The 26,435-nt window shown below is 52.2% G+C and carries 26 protein-coding genes; 9 read left to right on the top strand and 17 right to left on the bottom strand.

Features of this window, described 5'->3' with window-relative positions; all coding sequences use genetic code 11:
* Positions 1–5: 5 nt before the first annotated feature.
* The 3 genes from ACNT1W_RS15725 to ACNT1W_RS15715 form a co-directional block, all read right to left on the bottom strand.
* Positions 6–362 carry a DUF1937 family protein gene (locus ACNT1W_RS15725; RefSeq protein ID WP_026142399.1) on the bottom strand — a complete coding sequence of 119 codons (357 nt, stop codon included), beginning with the start codon at positions 360–362 and terminating at the stop codon, positions 6–8.
* Between the two features lie 68 nt (positions 363–430).
* Positions 431–1,678 (bottom strand): ethanolamine utilization protein EutH, encoded by a 1,248-nt coding sequence (eutH, locus tag ACNT1W_RS15720; protein WP_112362452.1) that lies wholly within the window; start codon positions 1,676–1,678, stop codon positions 431–433.
* 24 nt (positions 1,679–1,702) lie between these two features.
* A complete protein-coding gene (locus ACNT1W_RS15715) occupies positions 1,703–3,145 on the bottom strand; it encodes an FGGY family carbohydrate kinase (RefSeq protein WP_419245826.1) in 1,443 nt (480 codons plus the stop codon).
* A gap of 301 nt (positions 3,146–3,446) precedes the next feature.
* Here ACNT1W_RS15715 and ACNT1W_RS15710 point away from each other — a divergent pair, with 301 nt between their 5' ends.
* Positions 3,447–4,211, top strand: a complete 765-nt coding sequence (locus tag ACNT1W_RS15710) for a DeoR/GlpR family DNA-binding transcription regulator (protein WP_012145417.1) — start codon at positions 3,447–3,449, stop codon at positions 4,209–4,211.
* Between the two features lie 64 nt (positions 4,212–4,275).
* On the opposite strand, the gene ACNT1W_RS15705 is transcribed toward ACNT1W_RS15710, so the two are convergent.
* Entirely contained in the window at positions 4,276–4,599 is a 324-nt protein-coding gene (locus ACNT1W_RS15705) for an HI1450 family dsDNA-mimic protein (RefSeq protein WP_004945300.1), read from the bottom strand.
* Positions 4,600–4,776: 177 nt separating this feature from the next.
* Positions 4,777–6,237, bottom strand: coding sequence for a cardiolipin synthase (cls, locus tag ACNT1W_RS15700; RefSeq protein ID WP_012145416.1), 1,461 nt, complete (start codon positions 6,235–6,237; stop codon positions 4,777–4,779).
* A 252-nt stretch (positions 6,238–6,489) separates the two neighbouring features.
* Here cls and ACNT1W_RS15695 point away from each other — a divergent pair, with 252 nt between their 5' ends.
* Positions 6,490–6,666, top strand: a complete 177-nt coding sequence (locus ACNT1W_RS15695; RefSeq protein WP_071593055.1) for a YciY family protein — start codon at positions 6,490–6,492, stop codon at positions 6,664–6,666.
* A gap of 47 nt (positions 6,667–6,713) precedes the next feature.
* Here the strand turns inward: ACNT1W_RS15695 and ACNT1W_RS15690 are convergent, their stop codons facing one another.
* Positions 6,714–7,205: a Dps family protein gene (locus ACNT1W_RS15690; protein ID WP_012145415.1), complete on the bottom strand. Its 492-nt coding sequence runs from the start codon at positions 7,203–7,205 to the stop codon at positions 6,714–6,716.
* Between the two features lie 196 nt (positions 7,206–7,401).
* Entirely contained in the window at positions 7,402–8,874 is a 1,473-nt protein-coding gene (locus ACNT1W_RS15685; RefSeq protein ID WP_419245825.1) for an MFS transporter, read from the bottom strand.
* A 122-nt stretch (positions 8,875–8,996) separates the two neighbouring features.
* Between ACNT1W_RS15685 and ACNT1W_RS15680 the strand changes: the two genes are divergently transcribed.
* A complete protein-coding gene (locus ACNT1W_RS15680) occupies positions 8,997–9,542 on the top strand; it encodes a TetR/AcrR family transcriptional regulator (RefSeq protein WP_017893039.1) in 546 nt (181 codons plus the stop codon).
* A 161-nt stretch (positions 9,543–9,703) separates the two neighbouring features.
* Here the strand turns inward: ACNT1W_RS15680 and ACNT1W_RS15675 are convergent, their stop codons facing one another.
* Entirely contained in the window at positions 9,704–11,593 is a 1,890-nt protein-coding gene (locus ACNT1W_RS15675) for a glycoside hydrolase family 55 protein (protein ID WP_261408879.1), read from the bottom strand.
* A gap of 167 nt (positions 11,594–11,760) precedes the next feature.
* Positions 11,761–12,057, bottom strand: coding sequence for a YciI family protein (locus ACNT1W_RS15670; protein WP_269935147.1), 297 nt, complete (start codon positions 12,055–12,057; stop codon positions 11,761–11,763).
* Between the two features lie 181 nt (positions 12,058–12,238).
* Between ACNT1W_RS15670 and ACNT1W_RS15665 the strand changes: the two genes are divergently transcribed.
* The 4 genes from ACNT1W_RS15665 to ACNT1W_RS15650 all read left to right on the top strand — a co-directional run bounded on the left by ACNT1W_RS15665 (position 12,239) and on the right by ACNT1W_RS15650 (position 16,387).
* The gene (locus tag ACNT1W_RS15665) at positions 12,239–12,892 is read left to right on the top strand and encodes an epoxyqueuosine reductase QueH (protein ID WP_017893038.1); all 654 of its coding nucleotides are present in this window, start codon (positions 12,239–12,241) and stop codon (positions 12,890–12,892) included.
* 237 nt (positions 12,893–13,129) lie between these two features.
* A complete protein-coding gene (gene tonB, locus ACNT1W_RS15660) occupies positions 13,130–13,876 on the top strand; it encodes a TonB system transport protein TonB (RefSeq protein ID WP_115184540.1) in 747 nt (248 codons plus the stop codon).
* A gap of 328 nt (positions 13,877–14,204) precedes the next feature.
* Positions 14,205–15,422, top strand: coding sequence for an MFS transporter TsgA (tsgA, locus tag ACNT1W_RS15655; protein WP_012145408.1), 1,218 nt, complete (start codon positions 14,205–14,207; stop codon positions 15,420–15,422).
* A complete protein-coding gene (locus ACNT1W_RS15650; RefSeq protein WP_419245824.1) occupies positions 15,419–16,387 on the top strand; it encodes a nucleoside hydrolase in 969 nt (322 codons plus the stop codon). Before tsgA ends, ACNT1W_RS15650 begins: the two co-directional genes overlap by 4 nt.
* 18 nt (positions 16,388–16,405) lie before the next feature.
* Here the strand turns inward: ACNT1W_RS15650 and ACNT1W_RS15645 are convergent, their stop codons facing one another.
* The 3 genes from ACNT1W_RS15645 to ACNT1W_RS15635 all read right to left on the bottom strand — a co-directional run bounded on the left by ACNT1W_RS15645 (position 16,406) and on the right by ACNT1W_RS15635 (position 18,725).
* Entirely contained in the window at positions 16,406–17,431 is a 1,026-nt protein-coding gene (locus ACNT1W_RS15645) for a LacI family DNA-binding transcriptional regulator (RefSeq protein ID WP_112362450.1), read from the bottom strand.
* Between the two features lie 250 nt (positions 17,432–17,681).
* Positions 17,682–18,110 carry an acyl-CoA thioester hydrolase YciA gene (gene yciA / locus ACNT1W_RS15640; protein WP_012145405.1) on the bottom strand — a complete coding sequence of 143 codons (429 nt, stop codon included), beginning with the start codon at positions 18,108–18,110 and terminating at the stop codon, positions 17,682–17,684.
* Positions 18,111–18,185: 75 nt separating this feature from the next.
* Positions 18,186–18,725 (bottom strand): septation protein A, encoded by a 540-nt coding sequence (locus ACNT1W_RS15635; RefSeq protein ID WP_012145404.1) that lies wholly within the window; start codon positions 18,723–18,725, stop codon positions 18,186–18,188.
* 234 nt (positions 18,726–18,959) lie between these two features.
* Between ACNT1W_RS15635 and ACNT1W_RS15630 the strand changes: the two genes are divergently transcribed.
* Positions 18,960–20,663, top strand: coding sequence for a SulP family inorganic anion transporter (locus ACNT1W_RS15630; RefSeq protein ID WP_261098305.1), 1,704 nt, complete (start codon positions 18,960–18,962; stop codon positions 20,661–20,663).
* Between the two features lie 46 nt (positions 20,664–20,709).
* Here the strand turns inward: ACNT1W_RS15630 and ACNT1W_RS15625 are convergent, their stop codons facing one another.
* The gene (locus ACNT1W_RS15625) at positions 20,710–21,462 is read right to left on the bottom strand and encodes a YciC family protein (RefSeq protein WP_012145402.1); all 753 of its coding nucleotides are present in this window, start codon (positions 21,460–21,462) and stop codon (positions 20,710–20,712) included.
* A 355-nt stretch (positions 21,463–21,817) separates the two neighbouring features.
* Between ACNT1W_RS15625 and ompW the strand changes: the two genes are divergently transcribed.
* A complete protein-coding gene (gene ompW, locus ACNT1W_RS15620) occupies positions 21,818–22,462 on the top strand; it encodes an outer membrane protein OmpW (protein WP_017893033.1) in 645 nt (214 codons plus the stop codon).
* Positions 22,463–22,509: 47 nt separating this feature from the next.
* On the opposite strand, the gene ACNT1W_RS15615 is transcribed toward ompW, so the two are convergent.
* The 4 genes from ACNT1W_RS15615 to trpCF form a co-directional block, all read right to left on the bottom strand.
* Positions 22,510–22,824 (bottom strand): BON domain-containing protein, encoded by a 315-nt coding sequence (locus ACNT1W_RS15615; RefSeq protein ID WP_012145400.1) that lies wholly within the window; start codon positions 22,822–22,824, stop codon positions 22,510–22,512.
* A 218-nt stretch (positions 22,825–23,042) separates the two neighbouring features.
* Positions 23,043–23,849 (bottom strand): tryptophan synthase subunit alpha, encoded by an 807-nt coding sequence (trpA, locus tag ACNT1W_RS15610; protein ID WP_419245823.1) that lies wholly within the window; start codon positions 23,847–23,849, stop codon positions 23,043–23,045.
* Positions 23,849–25,042 (bottom strand): tryptophan synthase subunit beta, encoded by a 1,194-nt coding sequence (gene trpB, locus ACNT1W_RS15605; RefSeq protein WP_172491194.1) that lies wholly within the window; start codon positions 25,040–25,042, stop codon positions 23,849–23,851. The genes trpA and trpB overlap by 1 nt, the downstream gene beginning before the upstream one ends.
* 28 nt (positions 25,043–25,070) lie before the next feature.
* A complete protein-coding gene (gene trpCF / locus ACNT1W_RS15600) occupies positions 25,071–26,432 on the bottom strand; it encodes a bifunctional indole-3-glycerol-phosphate synthase TrpC/phosphoribosylanthranilate isomerase TrpF (RefSeq protein ID WP_012145397.1) in 1,362 nt (453 codons plus the stop codon).
* Between the last annotated feature and the right edge of the window lie 3 nt (positions 26,433–26,435).

The raw sequence follows: 26,435 nt of genomic DNA, 5'->3' as shown, positions 1-26,435 counted from the left end.
GAGAGTTATTTAAATTCGTGCTCAACTTCTGACCACAGGCTTACGCGTTGATTGCGAGATTGATAGAACTCAATCTCTCGCTTGATGCCTGCACTGTTATCCCAGCCGGCAAGATCCAAAATAACCAACTCCTCCATCAAATCTAAAAACAGGGCGTCAACGGGAGCCCACATTTTACCAATCTCTGCCTTATCGGTCTTTGCCAACTGCAAATTAATCGGGTGCGACATGGTTACCTGACTGAAAACCGCATGGCCCGCCTCGATGATGTTGGCAGCGACTTTATTACAAGCCAGGAACCGCTCCTGGACTACATTCTCATCGGCATGGCTGTAGGGGCAGGCAAGGAATATCTTACGCATGGTGACCTCATAGACTTAAAATAAAGCTGTGCCTTGGGAAGGCACAGCAAGGGAATAAAATAGGGGGATTAAATGGTTTGAGGGACGGCCGGTCGATCGTTTTGTACCGCGTCCTCTTCAACCTGATCGCGCTTTTCCATACGTTGCGCTTCCGGTACGGAAATGAAGATAGCGATGGCTACGGCAATGGCGCCGGCAAGAAATTTTCCGACCATAATTGGCAGGACCAGGGTCGGCTGGAAGTTAGCGGTAAAGGCCAAATGGTCACCTAATGTAGCCTGGGCACATATACCAAAAGCCACGCATAACACTTTGTCGCGGGCTCGCATATCTTTGAACAGGTGATAGACGGCGATGATATTTGCCAGCACCATGACCATGCCAATGGCTCCAGCGTCGGTAAGCCGAAGTTGACGGCCAATGAACTTCATCGGGCGCTGACAATATTTTTGGAACAGGTAACAAATCGGGAAGGTACCTGCCAGCATGATGCCGATATAACCGGCAATCTCAATGGCCCGATAAAGCTCTTTTTCGTCGGCGAAGAGGGGATCAAATACCCAACCGCCAAAGATTTTGCTAAACACGCCGGTGAAGTGCTGAATAATGCAGGCGGCCAGCACCATCTTGATAAAGGCATCCATAATTTTGCCAAAGAACAGGAAGCATTTAACCATCCACAAGGTTCGGTACTTCAGCCCCAATGCCAGCAGAATACAAAAAACAAACAGGGGCGAAAGCAGTTGCAAGGCATTGAAAAAGTCGATGCTCAGGTAATGGTTGGCGGGTGACGATGTGGAGATAATGTCCCTCACGGGAATATTATTGAAGGTGATGATCGTCAATGAAATCAAAACCCCAAACGGGATGCTGATCAAGCCTGCCATGGCGCCCAGGGCCAGATATTTATGGTCTTTGGGTTGTAACATCACCAGACCGACCGGGATCAAATAAACGATGCTGGCACCCGAGGTGTAGCCAATCAGCATCGCGGTGATCCATTGATCCCGGTTTGCGGCAATGGCGTCCGCCAACTGGTAGCCCCCCATATCAACGGCGATAATGGAAAGGGCGGCAATGGACGCATCCGATCCCATTGATTGGAACAGTGGGCCGACGGTGTAGGTAATGGCGTAAGAGAGGATCGGGATCGCCGCCATAATACCGGCTTGTGCCAGAAATACGGGGCCAATCGAGTGGATACCATTGACGAACTCCTTGCCTAAGCCGCTTTCGGGTTTTATCACCGATGCCATGGCACCGAGCAGGGTTCCGGCCATAATGATATAGATAATGATGTTGCCAATCTCAGACATAACTGCCTCCATTTTTCTTATTATTTATTCGCTACGCAGATTGCGGGAACGGGAAATAATGTCCTTATATTTTGCAAAATAAGGGGACAGATCGCGTTCTGCAGGTTCAGTAGTAACGTGTTGTGTGCTGACGTTCATGGGGTGGGCATTACCTAACCCCTTGCGCGCCAATAAAGCGACGCCCTGGGCGGTAATTTCCCGGTTTGACGGAGTGACGATGCGTTTTTGGATCAGGCTGGCCAGAAACTGTTTAAAGTAGAGATTTGCCGATAAGCCACCGTCCACAGAAATGGTGTCGCCAATGGGGCGAACTTTGTCCATGGCGTAGATCACCTCGGCTGAGCGCATGGCGATCCCTTCAAGAATGGATTGCAGCATATCTTTGCGTTCGGTTTCGAGCGACAACCCGGCCCAGAGACCCGCAGCGGAGCGATCCCAATATGGGCAGCCCAATCCGGAGAGCGCAGGGATAAATGCCAATCCACGAGCAATAGCCGGTTGATCCGGGAAGTCTGAGAACTCCTCGATATCACTGTACAAGCCGATCTTTTTGGCCCAGTTGATGGCTGATGCCGCGTTATAGACCCCGCCATCCAGGCCATAGAGCGGGGGTTCACCCGGTAATTTCCAACATAGCGTCGGCAATAGACCCGAGCCCTGCGCATCGGGCACCACGGTACCGGTAATAGACTGCAAAAATGCGCCAGTACCGAAAGTGATTTTCATCTGGCCGGGTTGCAGGCAGCCATGGCCATAGGTACCGGCGAATTGATCGACGATGCAGGCGGTCAATGGCGTGGTATTGCCAGAGCAAGCCACATCGCCAAAGTGGCCGATATTATCCCGAATTTCTGGCAATGCGGTGATTGGAACACCAAAAATCCGGCACAGTTCTTCATCCCATTGCAGGGTGTGAATATTGAACAGCGAAGTCCTGGAGGCTGAGTTGTAGTCCGTGACATGAGTACCGCACAGATGGAACATGAAAAAACTGTCCATGGTGCCAAGCCGTAACTGACCGCGGCGGGAAAGCTCGTCGGCACCGGGCACATTGCGCATAATCCAACCCAGCTTACTGCCTGAGAAATAGGTATCCAGTGGCAAGCCGGTTTTTGCTCGAACGGTTTCTTCTACACCTTCTGCTCGCAGACGGCGGAGAACGGATTCAGTTCGCTGGTCTTGCCAAATAATGGCGTTATATAGCGGTAAACCGCTCTGCGCATCCCAGGCAACAACGCTCTCTCCCTGATGAGCCAAACCCATAGCATCGACGACGCCACACTGGCTGATACAGGTTCGTATGTTGCGCAGGATCTCCATCGGGTCATGTTCAACCCAACCCGGATTGGGCGTTAACTGTTTATGCGCGATGGCGGCGGGGGAAAAGTGTTTTCCATCCTCGCCGAACACCACGACGCGTGTTCCGGTTGTTCCTTGGTCAATGGCTGCATAGCGTTGGTTCAGCATAAAGCCCTCAGGTCTATTTGTGGTTTAGATGTTGTCATTGTGCCCGTTTATATTACTTATTATCATTAAAGCACATTAAATCAACATTAAATTCACAACATTCGATTTAATTGTGACCAATATCGCGGTTTTTACTGATGGCAGTGTGGTTATGATGTGGTTGTTGCTGTGTTTTTGTGTGTGAAAGTTCAATAGGCTGTTGCTTCATGGTTGGAGTTGGTGAACAATTGCCAACTAAGCAATGAAAAACCCTTAAATCCACAATTTTTATCATGTTAAATGCAGCGAGATGGGTTAGAAGATGGATTATTCAAACGCACTAGAACGCAGAAACATCATTCTCGAAAAGTTGAAAACTAACGGGCAAGTCTTCGTCAATGAACTGGCTGATGATTTTAATGTTTCGCAGGAGACCATCCGCAGAGATCTCAATAAGCTTGAAGAACTCAAACACATCAAGAAAATCCATGGCGGGGCAGTCATCGCTCAGTTTGGGTTTGAGCTGGAGTTTAATCAGCGAGCCAGATTGGCTGAGGATGACAAAAAGGCCATAGCCGTTAAAGCTGCCGAATTGATCAAGCCCGGTGACTCACTGTTTATCGATTTTGGTACCACAACCTTAGAATTTGCCAAACAGATTGCCGGCATTAACCAGCTTACCGTTATCACCAATTCACCGGTTATTGCCAACCTGTTTCATGAAAATACGACGATTGACCTGATTTTGATCGGCGGGCAATTTGGTCTGTCAAAAATGGAATGCATTGGGCCGGTGGCATTGCAGGGCATCAGCGCTTTCTATGCGGATTATGCGGTTATCGGTGCGGGTGCGGTGAGCCCTAAGGCCGGGGTGATGGATCAGGATTTGAACGAAGCGGCGATCGCCCGTCAGATGATCAAAAACAGCAACAAAACCATTGTTCTCGCCGATGGACATAAGCTAAATAACCATGCGACGGGCCTGGTCGCAGATTTAAAAGATATTTCGTGGTTGGTGACCAGCGATCCGGAGAAGAAATTGAAGAACCTGGTTTTCCCGGCCAATCTCCAGGTGATCGTCGCCTGACGGCAAAGATAAATAACCATGCCGGTCAACGTGACCGGCATGGTTTATATTGATGTATGCGCTGTTACTCTTTCCACAGAATGTGGCAAAGCTTGTGGTCTTTCTCACGGCACAGCAACACGCGGGCAAACACGTCATTGATCGGTTCGCCATCGCTGTCCGCCAGGCCAATCACCACTTCGGCGAAAAAGTCCGGGTTCAGGTCAAAGTCCACATGTTCTGACCAGTCTTCCGCCGGGTCATACAGTTCTGCGCCGCCGCGCTCCTCAAACTGCAGGTTGAACAGCAGAATATCCGCCGGATCCAGATTGTCGCCGGCCAACTCCAAAAAGATGTCGTAAGCCTGTTCCAGCGTTTCGTCTTCAGTAAGGCGGTTATTCAAATCCATAATTAAATCCCGATAACAAATGATTCCTCATTATACCCTATGAATTTCAAGTTGCAGCTAGGCGACCAGCTCATTCATCCTCAGGCGCTTACTTAAGTAAGTAACTGGGGGAATGAGTGCAGGTAACAACGCTGCAACTTGAAAGGCGACGGGTATGAAGCATGCCCGTTACGGCGTTTATAACAGCGGGCTGAAAAAGTAGAACAGGCGCTCAACAATACGGTGCCAAAAAGGCCGTTTCTGCCACTCTGCGGCATTCAATAACTGCGAACGAGCAATATAGTCGTCCTGCACGCAGGCCAGATCGCTACCGAAACCGTCATCGTCAATCACCAGGGTAATTTCAAAGTTCAACCACAGGCTGCGCATGTCCAGATTCACCGTGCCGACCAGGCTGAGCTGGCCATCAACCAGTACGCTTTTGGTATGCAGCAGGCCGTCTTCAAACTGATAGATGCGTACGCCAGCCTCCAGAAGTTCGGAGAAGAAAGAGCGACTGGCCCAACGGACCATCGTTGAATCGTTATCGCGTGGGACAATGATGCTGACTTCAACCCCGCGCAGGGCGGCGGTGCAAATCGCATGCAGTAAATCGTCGCTGGGTACGAAGTAGGGGGTGGTCATGATCAACTGTTCACGTGCTGAGTAAACCGCAGTCAGCAACGCCTGGTGGATCATTTCTTCCGGGAACCCGGGGCCAGAGGCGATAACCTGAATAGTGTGGCCGCTTTCCTGTTCGAACGGCATGATATTGACGTCCGGCGGCGGCGGCAGGATCCGTTTACCGGTTTCAATCTCCCAGTCACAGGCATAAACGATGCCCATGGTACTGGCGACCGGGCCTTCCATACGGGCCATCAAATCGATCCACTGACCGACCCCGGCATCCTGTTTGAAATAGCGTGGGTCGACCATATTCATACTGCCGGTGTAGGCAATATAGTTGTCAATCAGCACCACTTTACGGTGCTGACGCAAATCCATTCGGCGCAGGAAAACGCGGAACAGGTTTACCTTGAGTGCCTCCACCACTTCGATACCGGCATTGCGCATCATGCCAGGATAGGGGCTGCGGAAGAACTGCAAACTACCTGCAGAGTCCAGCATCAGGCGGCAATGTACGCCACGGCGTGCAGCGGCCATCAGCGATTCGGCTACCTGATCGACCAACCCGCCAGGCTGCCAAATGTAAAACACCATCTCTATATTATGGCGTGCCAGCTCAATATCACGGATCAGCGCCTTCAGCGTTGCATCGGTAGTGGTGAGTAACTGGAGTTGGTTGCCCTTAACGCCATCGATGCCCTGACGGCGATCGCAGAGTTGGAACAGGGGTCTGGCGACCTCGCTGTAATCGGTGGCGAAGATGCGCTGGCTCTCTTTTAACTCGCTCAGCCAGCGTGCGGTAGAAGGCCACATGGCCTTGGCGCGTTCGGCACGGCGTTTGCCCAGATGTAATTCACCAAAAGATAAATAAGCCACAATACCGAACAGCGGCAGAATATAGATCACCAGCAGCCAGGCCATAGCGGAAGGTACGGCGCGGCGTTTCATCAGAATACGCAGTGTTACACCAGCGATAAGCAGCCAGTAACCGAACACCATGAGCCAACTGATTACGGTATAAAATGTTGTCATAAAGGCGAAAAATCCCGTTCGCAAACCACCAACGATGAGTGTACGCACAGAACGCTAAAGGGGAAACCTTTTCTCGGCGCTTATGTTGCAAAAATATGATTGGCTTAAGGCACTTGCTGTAAACAAAAAAACATTTTGGCGCGGAAGACGCGTCGCCCAGCCGGATTAAAATACGCTGAACTGTGGCTTGGATCCTGTAATGAAAGGACTATAATGCCCGCCGTTGGCATTTGACGAATGAGTGACAAAACGATGAGACGCAGTAGAAACGAGGTGGGCCGCTGGCGGATGCTGCGGCAGAGTCAGCGCCGCAGGCATCGCTGGTTGGAACGCCAGTCTTGCAGCAATCGGCATATTATTCGGGTGCGTCGTCGCCTGGATGACCAGCACCGGCGTTCATTGCTGTTTGTGGTGGCCTACGAGTGGTAAAACAAAAACAGTCCCCAAGGGGACTGTTTTTGTTAGCTGGGTTGTGATTATTTCCCCAGATAGGCGTTAAGCATCCAAACCTGTTTTTCCTGCTCTTTGATGTAGTCGCTCATCAGTGAAGCAGTACCTTCATCACCCGCATCGGCGGCCAGCGTCAACAACTCGCGCTGCTGTTGCAGCAGCACCGAATAGCCGTGCAGCAAACCACCCAACGTGCCTTTATCGTCGGTGACATTAGTGTCTTCCTTGATATCAGACGTTTTCAGATAATCGCTGAACGCATGGCGCGGCTGCGAGCCCAGAGTCAGAATACGCTCTGCCAGCTCATCAACCTTGGTCAGCAGATCGTTATAGGTTTCTTCAAATTTGACGTGCAGTTCAAAGAAGTGCGGGCCGGAAATATTCCAGTGGTAGCCGCGCACGTTCATATACAGCACCTGATAATTTGCCAGCAGCGCATTCAACGCTTCCGAGAGTTTTGCCGATTGTTTGCTGTCCAGGCCGATATGGTTTTTCGCTGCTTTCTTCGTCGTTGCCATAATAATCTTCTCCTGATTATTTGATTCGATGATTTACACAATATCCATAACAAACACAGTAACCGGATTTATCGCAGGGTTAAAGACGATCAAAAGCATCAATGCAATTGCTGAAACCGATAACGATAAATCCGACAAGCAAATTGCCCATTCAGTGTAAGCAGAATGCGTTAACAACAACAGCGGCTTGGTATCATTACTTGCGTAAGACCAATTTTGCCACGCCGGCGCTTAGCGCCATCAGTAATGCTGCTGCAATCAACACCGCGATAAATGCTCGGTCGAAAGCCAGCCGAGCCAGTTGTCTCAGTTGTTCAGCCTGTTCGACAGCCAGATTGGCAGCCAGCCGCAGGGCTTCATCAATGCTGTCGTAAGCGACGTCGCCCACCGGCAAATTGTCGGGTAACACCAGGCTGTGGCTATAGATGGCGGTCATCAACCCACCCAGCAAGGTAATACCGAGCACGCCACCCAGCTCATAGGACACGTCCTCGATCGAGGCAGCCATACCGGATTTTTCTTCCGGAGCATTGAGCATGATGGCGGTCGACGCGGCGGTAATGGCACCACCGATGCCAAAACCGGCGATAAACAGACAAACCAACTGCGACATCAGGCTGTTCTGGTAAAGCAGGGCCAGCCCGGCAATGCCCAGGCCGGTCAGGAACAATCCACCGAATATCATGTTGCGCTCGCCGTAACGCGGCAGCAGTAAACCGGCCAGCGGACCGGCCAGTGCGGAGGCCACCGGGATCGGCAGAATAAACAGCGCGGCCTGTAATGGACTCAGCTCAAGCACCAGTTGCAGGCGTTGAGTCAGTACCAGTTCAACACCGACTAGCGCAACCATCGACACCAGAGCCACGCCGACGCCGCCGGCAAACAGCCGATTCTGAAATAGTGAGAAGTCGATCATCGGATAACGGGCCCGACGCTGTCGACGAACAAACAGCCAGAGCGACAAAATGCCAATGGTGGCGGCGATTGCCAGCGCAGAAATGGAGGGCGTTGTTTTGCTCAGCTCCTTCAGGGCATAGATGCTACCCACCAGACCGGCCATGATCTGCACTGACCCGATGATATCGTAAGGGCGTTTATTTTCCCCACCGCAGTGCGGTATCAATCGCCAGGCCAGCGGCAGCACCACCATGACGACAGGGACGTTGATCAAAAATACCGATCCCCACCAGAAATACTCCAGCAAGACTCCACCGACCACCGGGCCGATAGCGGCACCACCGGACGCGACTGCGGCCCAAATGCCAATCGCCAGGGCGCGTTCACGTTCGTCGGTAAACACATGGCGGACAATGGACAGGGTTGCCGGCATCATCATCGCTGCACCTACCGCGAGAAATACGCGGGCGGCGATCAGCCATTGGGCTGAAGGAGAAAAGGCGGCACAAAGGGAGGCGACGGCAAACACCGGCAATCCGGCCATAAACAGCCGTTTATGACCAATGCGATCGCTCAACATGCCCGCACCGGGCAGTAACCCGGCGACCACTAGCGGGTAGGCATTCACAATCCATAATTTTTGCGAGGCGCTGGCGTCCAGCGCCTGGGTCAGCCGTGGCAATGCGGTGTATAGCACCGTCATATCGATAATGATCAAAAATAGCGCGCTGGAGATCATTGCCAGGATCAACCAGCGGTTGTTTGCGTGCATAATATTATTCCAAAAAAGCAGGCGACGCGGATGCGTTGCCATAAGGTCACCACCCGAACGCGCCGGGTGGTATACTGGCGTAATATATATCCATACGTATGTATTGAAAAGAGGGTTTCTCAATGGGACGTCAACGGAGCATCGATCGCGACAAGGTTCTGGATATGGCGGAGGAGATTGTCGCCAGGCAGGGTGCCGCCGGGTTGACCATTGATTCTGTTGCCAAGGCGATGGGGATTTCCAAGGGCGGGGTGCAGTACTGCTTTGGTACTAAAGACGCGTTAATTGATGCGATGTTCGAACGTTGGGGGAAAGCCTATGACCAGGTTTTCGATGCCATTGCCGGGGAAAGTCCCTCGGCCACAACGACAGTGCGGGCGCATATGCAGGCCACCCAAAGTTCCGATCAGGCATCCAGCGCCAAGGCCGCAGGGCTGATGGCGACCCTGATCCAAACGCCAGAGCACTTGGAAAGCACGCGCGAGTGGTACCGCAGCCGGATCGCCGGTCTGGATTTAACCACCGAGGAAGGCAAGCGGGCGCGGTTGGCCTTTCTGGCTACCGAAGGGGCATTTATGTTGCGTTTCTTTGGCCTGATGGAGATTAACCAGCCGGAATGGGATGCCATGTTCGCGGATATGCAGACGCTGATTCTGGCGAAAAAATAGTTCACCTATCACAGCGATAGCTGGCGGGCCGGCAGGTGAAGAGAGTAAGTTTAACGGACAAGATATTCCCTCGAAGAACCCTTTAGCCAGCCACTCCGTGCTGGCTTTTTTTTGCATGAAAAAGCCGCAGTGATCTGCGGCTGTTGTTAGTGTCGAACTCTTTAGACCTGACGCATATAAACATCCGTAATGCGCAGGTCGAAGTTGCTTTTCATTTTTGTGGTATCAACCAGTAAGAACGCATGAGTCGCCCAATCTGGAGCCCGTTCAAATGATGGTGGCTGGGTGACATAGCCCTGCATTTGTCCAGGAATGACCACGGTTTTCAATTCGGATTCTAATCCGCTGAAATTAAAGGTGTATGAGTGGCCGGTTTGTTGCATTAGTATTTTGGGCTCAACATCCTGCTGAGCACCAAATTCGCTCAGTTTTGCCCAAACAATTTTAACCTGGCAGCTTTGACCATCGCCTGCGAATGTATTGGCTCGGAGGTGATGAATGACACTGCCGTAGCCTTTCAGTTTTATGGTTCCTAACACGGCCTGAAATACACCGTCTCCGGCGCTTACATTACGCCCCAGGGAGACAAAGTTGGCCTGTCGGATCATACTGAAATTGGTACTGGCCGCGGTTCCCCAGCCGTAACGTGATTTGCGCACGGTATTAACGCCTCCTGGCGGTAATATCCAAACTTCCTCGGTCCATTTCTCATTCCCGGCACCGCTGGTATAGGTTGAGCCATCGAGCCAGTTGTCCTGCACCGTTGCATCGGTACGTACTTGCGACAACAAATAAGGCCAGGCAATCGGCAGTTGCGTATCATGCATTGATACTGAACCGTTACCATCAATCCAGCCGCTAACGTTTGCATCGCCACCTTGCTGCATCTGACCAATATTGACTTTTTCAAACACGACTCGTGCCAGGCTGCCAAAGTAGAAAGGGTTACAGGTAGTCGGATAGGTCGATGGGCTGCCACCAGCTTTAAAGGTGAATATGCCGCCAATAAAGTTAACTTTACAGCTTTTATCATCTGGGATGTTGACGATGTAATTTTGGGGGCCGTAACCCTCAAAGTGGCAATCGCGGAAAGTGTGTTGACCGCCTTCGATATGAATATATTTTCCCAGTCTGTCTGCCGACGTTTGCGGCCCACTTTTCCCGTAGATATAGTCGAAGGAACAATTGAAGAAGTAGCTGTAGCCCCCTTGCAAGTTAACGCCACAGTTACTTTGCGCAAAGACACAGCTGTGGAAGTTCATCTCTTCACCGGAGTCTGAGGTATTGTTTGGGAAGAAATAGCAAGTGTCGCAATGGTTGAAAGTGAAACCGTACATGCGCAGGAAATAGAAATTAGTGGTACCTGTTATGCCGCAGGAGAACCCCTCGATGCCACCGCCGGTGAACGTCAGCGAGTTACGTGGGTAGCTGCCTGAAAGCGATGTAGAGAATGCCATTCCATCAATAAACGAGTCAGCGCCAGGGCCGATCATTCGCAGATTTTTAGCACTAAGATTACCTTGGGCATAACCGGCATTATTTTTCCAGTCGATGGCAGCCTTGTGAAGTTCTGCAGTGCCAGGTGTCATTGCTGTGAAATCCAGTAATGCACCGGAAAAATCAAAATCGACGGTTTTGGTATCAAAGGTTAGTTTTGTCATACATTTGAAACGACCATTTCCAAAAATAAGATTGCCGTTTTTCAACACTCGTGCACCGCTGGTGGTTGCCCGCGAACTGGCGTAATCATGAGCTTTTTGGATCGCATCGGTATCGTCAGCAATACCATCGCCTTTCGCGCCGTACATATAAGGCGAGACGGTGCCCGCTACTTCTAATACGCGCAGCCACACCCACGACGCATTAGGGCGAATAAACATGCCACCGTCGTCTGCTGGGGTCGATTGCGCTTTTGCGACAAAAACACCGCCTCCAGTAGGTTGAAGATTACTGGTGCTCCAGTCGTCATTATAGGCGGTTACGGTGATCAGCTCACCGGCAGCGGTAGGAATAGTCGTTCTTAATGTTGCGATATTAGGGCAGGTGTTCATTATTTAGATCCTCATAGTTTTCAATGACTGTATGTGTGTACAGTCATTTTAGTCTATGAGTACGTCGGCTAATTCACCATAGCATGCGGTTGTGCCATGGAACGCTAAACATGGCGTATATCGGCAAACACCCCACGGCGACAGAGGCCAATGGGGTGCAATTGAAATCAGAACACCTGTTTAAAAGGTTTAACCGTCACGTCAGCATAAACGCCGGCGGCAACGTAGGGATCCTGCTCGGCCCAGGCTTGGGCGTCCGCCAGTGAGGCGAATTCCGCAATCACCGTAGAACCGCTAAAACCGGCACTGCCTGGGTCGTTGCTGTCGATGGCAGGATTGGGACCGGCCACCACCAAACGGCCTTCATCACGCAGTGTCTGCAGGCGTGCCAGGTGGGCCGGGCGTACCGACAGGCGGTTTTCCAATGAATTGGGTACGTCTTGTGCGTAGATCAGATAAAGCATGTTTCACCTTTAAAATCATTGCTATAGAACGGTAAATGTAAAGTAGCGCAAAAGGGGATACATGGGAATGCCTGCCCGTTGGATTTTGCCTGCGGCTGGCGCTTATGCCTTGAAGCGACTAGCTTTTATTCGTATAGTGCGGCCGCGCGATTTAATGAGACAAGGATCCAGAGGTGAGGAAATGACGGAACTGGTTAGAGATAAACTCGACTTGCCTGAAGGCAAAAGCAAACTGCTGCTGCACTCTTGCTGTGCGCCCTGTTCCGGTGAGGTGATGGAAGCTATTCAGGCTTCTGGCATCGAATACGCCATTTTCTTCTATAACCCGAACATTCATCCGCAAAAAGAATATCTGCTGCGCAAGGATGAGAACATCCGCTTTGCCGAGCAGCACGGCGTGCCTATTATCGACGCCGATTATGATACCGATAACTGGTTTGCTCGCGCCAAAGGAATGGAGCACGAACCTGAGCGCGGGATCCGTTGCACCATGTGTTTCGACATGCGTTTTGAACGCACTGCGCTGTACGCGCATGAGCATGGCTACGACACCATATCCAGTTCGCTGGGAATTTCACGCTGGAAGAATATGCAGCAAATCACCGACTGCGGCGTGCGCGCAGCGGAAAAATACCCGGACCTGGAGTATTGGGATTACAACTGGCGCAAAAAGGGCGGTGCGTCGCGGATGATTGAGATCAGCAAGCGCGAACGCTTTTATCAGCAGGAGTACTGTGGCTGCGTCTATTCGCTGCGTGACAGCAACCTGCATCGCAAGGCGCAGGGCCGGCCGCTGATCAAACTGGGCGTGCTGTATTACGGCGATGAAGAGTAACGCTGCATTGGTGACGAATGACCCGCTACGGCGGGTTTTTTATTTTCGGCGGCGGTAAATCAGGTTAATGAAGCGTGTAAAAGCCTAAGTTAAAAGGCAAATGAAAGGTTAATATCCCCATGAGTTTGCAGGTTTTAGCGATGAATAATGACGATTAGAGCGATAGTTTGCCATTCGTTATTGAATATGATTGCTATTTGCATTTAAACTTGGCGAACCAGAGGAAACAGAATCATTATGCCGCTAAAAAAGATGTTCCTTAATCGCCGTTTGTCCGTGCCAATTATCCTGTCTGTTGGCTTACATAGCGCCCTGGTGGCGGGTCTGCTCTATGCTTCTGTCAAGGAAGTGATGGAGTTGCCTAAACCTGAAGATGCGCCGATCAGCGTCATGATGATCAATACCGCCGCGATGGCAGAGCCGCCTCCGCCTGCACCGGCCGAACCTGAGCCAGAGCCACAGGTAGAGCCGGAACCCGAGCCGGAGCCGGAACCGCTCCCAGAGCCGCCGCCGAAGGCGATACTGAAGCCGGAGCCGGTAAAACCCAAGCCGAAGCCAAAACCGAAGCCGAAGGTCGAAAAAACGGTTAAGCGTGAACCACAGAAAACCGAACCGCGTGAGCCGTCGCCGTTTGAAAATAACCAACCGGCCAAGCCTATCGATAAGGCTCCGGTGAAGCAGGGGCCGGCAGCACCGATTCAGGGCAATTCACGAGATGTGGGGCCGAAACCGATCAGCCGTGCCGATCCGATTTATCCGCCGCGCGCCAGAGCGTTGCAGATTGAAGGCAATGTGCGGGTGCAGTTTGATATTGACAGTGATGGTCGTGTGAGTAACGTGCGTATCCTGTCTGCGGAGCCGCGCAATATGTTTGAGCGTGAGGTGAAACAGGCATTACGCAAGTGGCGTTATGAAGCCAAAGAAGCGAAAGATCGTACCGTAAACATTCGCTTTAAAATTAATGGCACCACGGAAATGAACTGACACTGAGATGGTTTTTTTATAACGAAGAGGGTCGCCATGCGACCCTTTTTGCTGTCTGCGACCCGGTAAAACATCGTCTTCGCTTTGAAATTTTGTTGGAAATAAAAGAGTGTAACGATAAACCTTTAGTTGATTCGCCCCTGGCCTAATGAATAAAAACCCTACTCTGGGGTTAATTCTCTGGATTAACCTCAAAAAAACACGATCCCCATCCCACTTGTCGTATTAATAACAGCCTTCTGAACGAATTGTGAACCCGATCACTTCAATAAAAAGGTGCATAAAACAAAATAAATTGGTGTAACGTTAAACCTTTTCGGGGAAAGCTATGAGTTCTTACAAAGCAAGTTTACTGTCAGTCTCATTTATGACCTACATGGTGATGGCCGGACTCCTCACTCAAATAGGCATTGTCATTAGTCCGATGTCTCAATATCTGGATATCAGTATTACGGACGCCGCGGCCATGTTCTCGTACCTGACCGGCGGTACTCTCCTGGGAACATTCATCTCGATGGTGGTGTATTCCCGATTTGAGATCCGCCACATTTTGCGAGCCACCTATGCAATTTTTCTGATTGTTATGGCCGCATTGGTCTTTCTCGAGGTCAGAAATCCGTTTGTCGTCTCGTTTTATCTGTTTGTTTTGGGAGCCTGCTGCGGTACCGGTTTGTCAGGCGGCGCCGTACTGATCTCCAAAGTTTTTGATGAAAACAAACGCGCTTCCGCCTTTATCGCCACCGACTGTGCATTTAGCGCCTCAGGTTTTATTTTTCCATCGGTGGCGACAATGATCATCGCTGCAAACATGCAATGGACCAATGCTTACGGATTGGTCGGCATTATTGCCGCACTGGTGTTTATCAGCACCTTTGTTTTGCAATACCCGAAAGGGGATTTGGCGGAAAACACGAGAGGTGAAGCCAACGCCAGCGCTTCCGGATTTAACTTCAAACAGATTATGACCCCCAGAGTGATTCTGATGGGGTTAGCGCTGGGTATCTATCTGTTCGCCCAAAGCACTTTCCTGACCTGGTCGCCCAGCTACCTGCAGCAGGCGTTTGGTTTATCTTCGACGGATTCCGGTGCGGCAGTGCGAAATTATTGGGGGCCATCCGTGTTTGGCTTAATCGCCGCCGCCATATTAGTGAATAAGATCCCCGCGAGGGTCATGCTGGTGACGGTCTCTGTCATCGCCATTGTCGTAACCTTCTACTTAAGCATGACCCATAGCCCGAAAGTCTTTTTGACCGCCACCCTGGGGTTCGGTTTCCTGACCTCGTGTGTCTATAAATTAGGGATTTCTGTTGGCTCTCAGCAGGTTAAAAACTCACCCGCGGTGCTCGTCACCTTCTTGCTGACGTGCGGAACCCTTGGCAGCACCATTTCGCCGGCCTTGTCTGCCGCCATGGTTGCGCGGTTCGGGGTTGCCAGTGCGATGGTCATGACTGCCCTGGGTTTTACTGCCGTATGCGTTTGCGTTGTCGCCTGCCTGATCCTTGAGAAGGTTGAAAATTCCAAATCCACAAAGGAAATATACTTATGAAGAGAAAAGTCATTTTTGATACGGATCCCGGTATTGATGACACTATGGCGATGCTATTGGCGCATGCCAGTGACCAGATTGAGCTGGTGGGCATTACCACGGTTTTTGGCAATGCGACCATTGAGAATGCCACAAGAAACGCCCTGTATATAAAGCAGCGGTTTGGCCTGACTGCTGATGTCGCCGTGGGCGCGGATACGCCTTTGGTGGTAGCGGCGGGTGAGGCGACCACTTTCGTTCACGGCGAAAATGGTTTGGGGGATATAGATATCCCCGCGGGGGATTACCAGGGTATTGATAAGCGAGCGGCACATGACTACATCATCGATAGCGTAAAAGCGCATCCCGGTGAAATCACGCTGATTGCCGTCGGCAGGTTGACCAATCTTGCCCTGGCGGTTGAAAAGGATCCCGGTATCGCCAGCCTGATTAAAGAGGTGATTATTATGGGCGGGGCATTTGGCCATAACGGTCATACGGGCAATGTTACCCCTTTTGCCGAGGCCAATATCATCGGTGATCCCCATGCAGCCGATAGGGTGATGACCACCAACTGGCCGGTTTCCGTCGTCGGACTGGATGTCACTCAGCAAACGGTGATGAGCAGCGAATATATTGAGCGTTTGCGCATCAATTCAGCCCGCTACGGTGAGTTCATTTACCATATCACGCGTTTTTACGCTGATTTTCATAAGAGGGAGATCGGCATGGATGGATTCTATGTACATGACTCCTCGGCCATTGCCTATGCCATTGCGCCCGAGTTGTTTGAGGTAAAAGTCGGTGCTGTACGGGTGATTACCGAGGGGCCGGCCATCGGGCATACCCTGCTTAAGGAAGGGGCGAAACCTTACCCTATCGATGAGTGGAGTGGCAAACCTCAGCAACGGGTCTGCGTTCAGGTTGACCATCGGGGCGTGCTTGATCTCTATATGGCAACCATGGCGGAGAGGGTTACCGCTTAGACTACGCGTTTTTGACGGTCATTTGCCAAAATCGGTGGGTTCACTGACTGAGCCCCTGACAACCAGGCTGGGCGTGGCGGATATTATTGCTTTACTGCCTGGGGTGGACATTTTCATGCTCAACCCTTCCAGCGCCTGGTAAGCAATGTCGTCCAAAGGAATTCTGACCGTGGTGAGTGACGGGAAAGACAATTTGGACATTTCTATATCATCATAGCCAATGACCGAGAGTTCTCTGGGTATTTTCAAACCTAACTCATTCGCTGCATTTTGTACGCCAATGGCCATTAAGTCGTTATGACAGATAATGGCCGTTGGCAACGCCACGGAGGAAAATAGTTGATACATGGCATCAACGCCACTCTGATAGGTGTAATTCCCTTCGATAAAATCGACTGAGTCTTCCGGCAGGTTAAAATCTGCAAGTGCCTTTTTCAAACCCGCTATGCGATTCACCGTGGTTTTTAACGCTTTTGGGCCGGTAACGCAGGCAATTTTTTTGTGCCCTTTGGACAGCAAAAATCTACCGGCTATGTAGCCGCCGGTCTCATTGTGTAAATTGAATTCCGTACCGCCGCAGAGGCTCATTACATCACCGATATCGAAAGCGATGGCAACGACGGGGACCGCATGGATATGTTTGATTACGTTATCGATTTTATCGCGCTTTAACGAGATAAGGATGATTCCGTCAACGCGACCCGACATCAGATTAATGTAGGTGTGTAAATCCTCTTTATCTTTATGGCGGAAGCAGGAGATAACGGTAAAGTCTTGCTTGAAGCACTCATTTTCCAGCTTGAAGAATAACTCGGAGAAAAAGGGATTTTGGTCAACGATGGAAATGATGCCAATGCTTCTCAGGCTCGCAGAGCTTTTCTTCAATGAGGCGGCCAGGGCATTGTGTCGGTAGCCGGTAGCTTGAATAGCCTCCAGAATGTTATGCCGGGTATCATCTTTGAGCTTTTTTTTATTATTAATAAAATTCGATACTGTCGTTACAGAGACACCGGCATGGAGTGCAACGTCTTTAAGGGTAGCCATTCTCTACTTATAACCTCAGTTTTATGTCACAAGATGGATTGATAGTGCGCATCCCTTAACAGAATACCCATAGGCGCCCCAGGTCGTGAGGGTACCCGGTTGATTATACACAAGCAAAATCAAGATTCAGGCCTTTAACGTTGAAAAGGCGTTATCGAAACTGGGTATTGCGGCACCGGGTAATCAGCATCAATAAAAAAACCCGATGGGTCACATCGGGCTTTTTGAAAAAGAATCCTGGCGCTAAGGCTTATTCTTCGAATCCGACGCGGAAGTTCATCTTGCCATCGGGCAGGGCGCGTGAATTGCCTTCATCGTCTACGGCAACATAGGTAAACACCGCTTCGGTGGCGCGATAGCGCTGGCCGATAGGGGCGGAAGACACTTTCTTGACCCACACTTCGATATTGATGGTGATCGAGCTGCGTCCGGTACGGATACAGTGCGCGTAGCAACATACCACGTCACCTACCGCGACCGGCTTCAGGAAGGTCATGCCATCCACTCGCACGGTGACTACGCGGCCTTCGGCAATTTCTTTGGCCTGAATAGCGCCGCCGATATCCATCTGCGACATCAGCCAGCCGCCAAAAATATCGCCGTTGGCATTGGTATCTGCCGGCATCGCCAGCGTTCGCAGCACCATTTCGCCACTGGGTAAAGGTCGTTGTTGAGTCATAGCTGTCTGCTTATCAAAGAAGGGATTTCACTATACTGCCCGTAGCAAAGGCTACGGGCATTAACAATTTTGTAACTATTTTTTCTGTTCTTCCGGCATGTGCCGATAAATATAAACGCCGCTGAGCAGAGTAAAGACCAGCGTCAACGCGGTCAGGCCGAACACTTTAAAGTTAACCCAAACGCTCTGAGGCAGCCAGAAGGCGACGTAGATGTTTGCCAGGCCGCAGACCAGGAAGAACACCGCCCAGGCCAGATTGAGGCTGTTCCAGACCTTATCCGGCAGCGTCAGTTCTTTGCCCAGCATGCGTTGCACTAACGGTTTTTTGAGCACCAGTTGGCTGATCAGCAGCGCCAGCGCGAACAGGGTGTAGATGATCGTCACTTTCCACTTGATAAACAAATCGTTATGGAACACCAGCGTCAAAGTGCCGAACACCAGCACCATCAGGAAGGTGATCAGAGTCATCTTCTCGATTTTGCGGTATTTGAACCAGGTGAACACCAGCGCCAGGGCGGTAGCAACAATCAATGCGCCAGAGGCCACATAGATATCGTAGAGCTTATAAAAAGCGAAAAAGACAATTAACGGGAGGAAATCAAGAAACTGCTTCATAAATCAATCCATCATCTGTTCATCGGCCGACTATACCGGATTTGGCGGGCTCTGTGTACCGCTGGCAACTGCTGATTATCGGCGTTTGGCCGCCGGATTTCCGCCATGAAAGCAGGAATTTGCATAAACTTACGATTGAGGTCGCGAGTTCGCGGCGGGCAGATTGCCAGCACGGCATTGGCATCGCATGATACGCGCAATAATAGCCGGATAATTTATAACGGAAAACAGTTTATGCAGTGGAAATCTCTCCAGGCGCTTACGCCCGGTTTGACGCATTTATTAGGGTATCAACGCAGTTGGCTCAAACCGGACATCCGCGCCGGGCTTTCCGTCGCCGCCGTGGCCTTACCGGTAGCGATTGCCTACGCCGAACTGGCCGGAGTCAGCCCGATAGTGGGGTTATATTCCTGTATTTTACCCATGGTGGCCTATGCGTTTTTCGGCTCCTCACGCCAACTGATTGTCGGGCCGGATGCGGCGACCTGTGCAGTGATTGCCGCCGTTGTGACCCCGTTGGCGGCGGGTAATATGGAACGTCACTGGCAATTGACCATTATGATGACGGCGATGATGGGCGCCTGGTGTCTGTTGGCCAGCCGCTTCAAACTGGGCGCACTGGCCGATTTACTCTCACGACCGATACTCAGCGGGTTGCTGAACGGCGTGGCGATTACCATCATGGTCGATCAGATTGGCAAGGTGTTCGGATTTGGTGTGCACCCGGCGCAGCTGATCGAACGTATTTACGCGTTGCCAGGCAACCTGATGCACAGTGATTGGCTGACCATGGCGGTCTCGTTACTGGCTTTGGTTACGCTGATCGGGTTTAAAAAATGGCGTCCCAACTGGCCGGCACCGTTATTTGCCATTGTTCTGGTCACGTTTATTACCTGGGCATGCAAGCTGCAGCAACATGGTGTGGTGACGGTCGGCGGCTTTAGTGATGTCTTGCCGATAGTACAGTGGCCGGATTTTCAACCGGGTTTGCTACGTGACATGGTGATCCCGGCGCTCAACTTGGCCGTCGTGAGCTTTGTCAGCATGATGCTGACCGCCCGAAGCTTCGCGGCGAAAAACGGTTACGAGGTGAATGCGGATGCCGAGTTTCGTGCGCTCGGGCTGGTGAATATCGTCTCGGCGCTGTCGCAGGGGTTCGCCATCAGCGGGGCGGATTCACGCACCGCGGTCAATGATGCCAACGGCGGCAAGAGCCAACTGGTGTCGATCATTGCGGCGGCGGTGATTGCCTTCGTGCTGTTGTTCCTGATGGCGCCGCTACAGTTTATTCCGGTCGCGGGGTTGGGCGTGGTGCTGATGTATGCCGCCTGGTCGCTGCTGGATATTCGTGGCATCTGGATCATGCGGCGACGCAATGCTCAGGCCTTCCGGCTGGCGATGTTTACCTTCCTTAGCGTATTGCTGGTGGGGGTGATCAGCGGTATTGGCCTGGCGGTTTTACTGGGTCTGATGCAGTTTCTGCGCACGGTGTTCCGCCCGACTGAGCAGCTGTTGGGCGTCAATGAGGAAGGCATGATCCACTCGATGGGCAACAATAACGGCATTAAAGCGGTACCCGGTGTGATGATGTATCGCTTCAACTCGCCGCTGACCTATTTCAACGTGGCGTATTTCAAACGGCGGATCCTGAACCTGGTGGACAGCACACCGTTCCAGCCGCGTTGGGTGGTGGTGGACGCCGTTGCCAGCTTTACCCATGCCGATATCAGCGTACTGGCGGCCATCGACGAATTGAAACGTGATTTGTTACAGCGTAACGTGAAGCTGGTGCTGGCAGGGCGACGAACCGAACTGACGCGCTGGTTCCGTATTAATCGGATGGGGCGCGACCGGGAGTTGATCCTGGTACCGGATTTGTACCTGGCGCTAAAGTTGATCCAAAGTAAGGAACAGGCGGAACCGGCCGTGGCTCAATAAACAAAAAGGCACGCCGAAGCGTGCCTTTTGGATTTCTACCGCAAGATTAGCTGCGCAGCAGCATATACAGACGGAACAGGTAAATCAGCAACAGGGCCGAAACCAGGTTGCTCAGGGCGGTCAGCACTACGCTGGCGACGTTCGGGGTCAGCACCGAAAGGTGGCTCACCATAAACAGCACCAGCAGCTTGGCTGCCAGCCACAACATCATCGCCGGAACAATCACCCGCGCATTGGCGAACGCCAACTTGCAGCTCAGCTTAATCGAAGCGAAAACGCCTTTCTTGTCGGTAGCCGTAATCACCGGCGCCAGCGAGAAGGCGATCGCCATGATCACGCCCGGCACCACAAACAGCGTCAGGCCCAGCTGGATCAACAGCGTGCAGATAAACAGCAGCAGCAGCAAACGCGGCAGTTCCGGCGCGGAAGCACCGATAGCGCGCAGTGCGCTGATGCGCTGCCCCTGAGAAACCAGACGAATCAATGTCAGCATCCCGCCAACCAGCAACACGTTGCCCACTAAGGCGGAAAAAGTGGCGGCGGCTGAAACCTTCAATAACACCATCTGTTGCTCAGGCGTCATTTGTTGAATGATTTCCTGGATCCCCATACCGGCGGATGCAGCAAAGTCACCTTCCGTTGCGCTCAGGATCTTCAACTGCTCGACGTCAGGGCTGAAAGCCTGATTGAGCAGCACAGAAATGAACGCGGTCAACAGCGCCAGCATCAGAATACTGGTCAGTTGGTTACGGAAAAAATTAAAACTGTCACGGTACAACGTGTTGGCCGTGATAGGCATGCAGACTCCTTGGCATCGAGAAACAGAGATAAATCAAAATCAGTGGGCGATTGTACCCTGTTCCAGGCCGCTGTGGCACCCCGCGAAGTGCACTGTGACGATTTCTTCTGCAATCAGCCTCATCGACATTCCCCGTCGTCTTTCAAGCCGCGCCCTGGCAACTGAACATGTAGATAATTTGCAACAAAAGGCGTTTTTTGATTCAGATCAATCCTTGATTTATTAGCCTCTTAGGTAACCTTGTTTTTAGTAGGAATTAAAACTTTTACACATAAGATGTGATCTCGATGGGATCATAAATACCCGTAAGTAGGTATATTCCCCCTGGATGATAACCACACAAATGGAATGGATAATGAAAAAGACAACTCTGGTGGTATTGGCGGCAATGATGGCCCCTATGTTGGCAAGTGCGCATCAGGCAGGCGATTTTCTGTTCCGCGCAGGCGCTGCTACTGTGCGGCCAAATGCCGGATCGGACGACGTGCTGGGGCAAGGCTCATTCAGTGCCGACAATAATACCCAGCTTGGTCTGACCTTCGGCTATATGGTAACGGACAATATTGGCGTCGAACTGCTGGCCGCAACGCCGTTTCGCCACAAGGTAGGGCTGAATGGTGGCGCAGTGAACGGCAATATCGCGACGGTACACGATTTGCCCCCGACCCTGATGGCGCAATACTATTTTGGCGACAAACAGGACAAACTGCGTCCGTACCTGGGGCTGGGCGTTAACTACACCACCTTCTTCGATGAAAAATTCAACGATAACGGTAAAAGTGCCGGGCTGAGCAACCTGAGTTTGAAAGACTCCTGGGGCGTAGCCGCGCAGGCGGGTCTGGATTACAACCTGGATGAACACTGGATGCTGAACATGTCAGTGTGGTGGATGAACATCGAAACCAAAGCTCGCTTTGACGATGCGGACGGTAACCATCACAGCATTGATACGCGTTTGGATCCGTGGGTGTTTATGTTCGGGGCAGGGTACCGCTTCTGACAGGGGTGAAACAGGGAGGCGCATGCAGCGCCTCCGTTTTACTTTTACTACTTGATGTTCATGACGTTCTCAACGGATTTCACACCCGCTACGCCACGAGTCACCTGTACCGCACGGTTGGCATCGGCGCTTGAGCTGACAAAGCCGCTCAGTTGCACACGACCTTTAAAGGTCTCGACGCTGATTTCGGTAGATTTGATGGTTTTATCCGCCAACAGCGCTGACTTCACCTTGGTCGTCACTACCGTATCGTCAATATAACCGCCAGTCCCTTCAGATTTCGCTGTTGGCGCGCAGGCACTCACTGCGAATGCCACAACGGCTGCCATGCATAAGACCGAAAGGGTTTTAAATAGCTTCATAAATTACTCTCCATGCAATGTTATTGTTGAAACTACATTTGGGTATTCACCTGAAAACATAGCGCATTCCCCCAAATAAAGAAATGCCCAACGCGCAAGGTTAATTGTGAGACAAGAATTGGGTTTGTTCAAATCCAGGCTGTAAAAAATAGCACAACTTTGAAGAGAAACAATATGTTAACAACGGGCACAGATCCTCTGCGCCCGTTGCTGGCCAATTATGCCCGGGTTGCGGCTTTCATTTCACTGACGAAGGTCGCCAGTCGCGCCAGCATTTCGGCCGGTTGCGTATGGTTTTGCTCGATAATCTTGACGATCGCCGAGCCGGATATCGCCCCGGCAGCCCCGGCCTGCAGTGCATCACGCACCTGGGCCGGCTCAGAGATACCAAAGCCTTGCAGCGGTGGCGCAGCATGGTATTCACGCAGTTTGTTCACCAGATGATGCAGTGGCAACTGGGCGCGGCTTTCGGTTCCGGTTACGCCTGCACGTGACAGCAGGTAGGTGTAGCCCCGGCCATGTGAGGAGATTTCACGCAGCAAATCGTCGTCTGCATTGGGCGGGCAGATAAAGATTGGCGCGATACCATGGCGGATAGCGGCGGCACGGAAAGGCGCAGACTCTTCATACGGCACGTCGGCGATCAGCACCGAGTCTACGCCCACTTCGGCACAGCGTTGGTAAAACGCATCGATGCCTTTATGGAACACCAGATTGGCGTACATCAACAGGCCGATCGGCATGCTGGGGTGTTTCTGGCGGATAGCGGCCAGCGTTTCGAAGCACTGAGTCGGCGTGACGCCAGAGGCGAAAGCGCGCAGCGCCGCACTTTGAATGGTTGGACCGTCAGCCAGCGGATCGGAGAACGGGATACCCAACTCCAGCGCGTCGGCGCCGGCTTCAACCAGGGTATCGATGATTTGCAATGACAATGCCGGGTTAGGATCGCCGAGGGTCACGAACGGGACGAAGGCGCCTTCCTTGTTGCTTGCCAGGCGGTCGAACAGTTGCTGGTAACGTTCCATCAGATTTCTCCCCGTGCTTTCAGAATGTCGTGAACGGTAAATATGTCTTTGTCGCCGCGGCCGGACAGGTTAACCACCAGGATCTGTTCCTTTTGCGGTGTTTCACGGATCATTTTCAGCGCATGCGCCAGGGCGTGGGAAGACTCCAGCGCCGGGATAATCCCTTCGCTACGTGACAGCGCCTTGAATGCGTCCAGCGCTTCGTCATCGGTAATCGACACATATTCGGCGCGACCGATGCTGTTCAGATAGGCGTGCTGCGGCCCAACGGAAGGGAAGTCCAGCCCGGCGGAAATGGAGTAGGACTCTTCAATCTGGCCTTCGGAAGTCTGCATCATCGGCGCTTTCATGCCGAAATAGATGCCAACGTGACCGTGTTTCAACGGCGCACCGTGCTGGCCGGTTTCGATACCCAGACCTGCGGGTTCAACGCCGATCAGCCCTACGCTGGTATCATCGATAAAGTCGGCAAACATGCCGATGGCGTTGGAGCCGCCACCCACACAGGCCAGTACCGCATCCGGCAGGCGGCCTTCGCGTTCCAGCATCTGCGCTTTGGTTTCTTCACCGATCATGCGTTGGAATTCACGCACGATAGTAGGGTACGGGTGTGGGCCGGCAGCGGTACCCAACATATAGTGGGCGGTTTCGTAGCTGCCGGACCAGTCGCGCAGCGCTTCGTTACAGGCGTCTTTCAGCGTAGAAGAACCGCTATGTACCGGGATCACTTCCGCACCCATCAGGCGCATGCGGAATACGTTAGGCGACTGGCGTTCAATATCTTTGGCACCCATATAGATGCGGCATTTCAGACCGAGCAAGGCACAGGCGAGGGCCGAGGCAACGCCATGCTGACCGGCACCGGTTTCGGCAATGATTTCGGTTTTACCCATGCGTTTGGCCAACAATGCCTGACCCAACACCTGGTTGGTTTTATGCGCGCCGCCGTGCAGCAAGTCTTCACGCTTCAGGTACAGCTTGGTTTTGGTACCGGCCGTGAGGTTTCTGCACAGCGTCAGCGCCGTTGGGCGACCGGCGTAGTTTTTCAGCAGGTCAATAAATTCAGCCTGAAACTCTGGGTCGCGCTGAGCGCTGACAAAGGCTTCTTCCAGTTGTTTTAGGGCCGGCATCAGAATCTGCGGCACATATTGGCCACCAAATTCGCCGAAGTAGGGGTTAAGCAGCGTCATTATAGTTCCCGTTATTATCCGTTAATGATCTTCAGTAAGCGCGCAGGGTCTGGAACACCGCTGCGAGGCGGGCAGGATCCTTAATGCCGGGCTGGCTCTCAACGCCGGAGTTAAAGTCCAGACCGGCACAGCCAAGTTTGGCCGCGTCAACACAGTTATCCGCGCCCAGGCCACCGGCCAGCATCACGTTCTCCAGGTTTTCGCCGTGCAGTACCGACCAGTCGAAACGCTGCCCGGTACCACCCGCGCCGTTATCCAGCAGATAGCGGTCAACGTGCAGCAAATCGCGCTTTGGCAAATGGTCTTTTACGCTCAGCGCTTTCCAAATTTGGCAGTCGGCCGGCAGTTTGGCACGCAAGGCGGTGATATAGGCTTGATCTTCAGCGCCGTGCAGTTGCACCGCTTTCAGGCCCAGGCGCTCGACGGTCTGTACTACCGTCTCTACCTGCGCGTCACAGAACACGCCGACGTATTTTAGCGGTGCACCGGCAATCACTTCGCGGGCACGATTGATATCAACATAGCGCGGCGAGCGCCCGACAAAAATCAAACCCCCGTAGACGGCACCGGCCTGATAAGCCGCGGCAGCATCCTGTGGACGGGTCAGCCCGCAGACTTTATTGTCGCCCAGTATCACCCGGCGAACGGCTGCGCGCAGGTCAGTTTCCGACATTAATGCGCTGCCAATCAGGAAACCGTTGGCAAAGTGGCTCAACTCGCGGATCTGGCCGTAATTGTTGATGCCGGACTCGCTGATCACCGTCACGCCGTGTGGCACGCGTGGCGCCAACTGACGGGTGCGATCCAGATCGATACTCAGGTCGCGCAGGTCACGGTTATTGATGCCCACCACGCGCGCTTCCAGAGCAATGGCCCGTTGCAGCTCTTCTTCGCTGATCACTTCGGTCAGTACACCCATGTTCAGGCTATGGGCCACTGCGGCTAACTTGCGGTATTGCTCGTCGTCAACCACCGACAGCATCAGCAAGATGGCATCGGCCTGATAGAAACGCGCCAGATAGATCTGATACGGGTCGATAATGAAATCTTTGCACAGTACCGGCTGTGTCACCGTTTTGCTGACCAGCGGCAGAAAATCGAAGCTGCCCTGGAAGTATTTTTCGTCTGTCAGCACCGAAATTGCCGAGGCAAAATCTTTGTAGACCGAAGCTATTTCTACCGGATCGAAGTTTTCGCGGATCAACCCTTTGGAAGGGGATGCCTTTTTACATTCAAGAATAAACGCCGTTCTGGCTCCCTCTAACGCGTGGTAAAAACCGCGTTCGCTTGGGACGATTTCATTTTGAAAACTGGCCAGTGGCTGTTGTTGCTGTCGTGCTGCGACCCATTGCGCTTTGTCACGAACAATCTTGTTGAGCACGGTTTCCTGCATCAT

This window comes from Serratia sp. NFX21 (assembly GCF_048517035.1).
In the GTDB taxonomy this organism is placed as follows: Bacteria; Pseudomonadota; Gammaproteobacteria; order Enterobacterales; family Enterobacteriaceae; genus Serratia; species Serratia quinivorans.
This window is presented reverse-complemented; position numbering and strand designations above follow the sequence as displayed.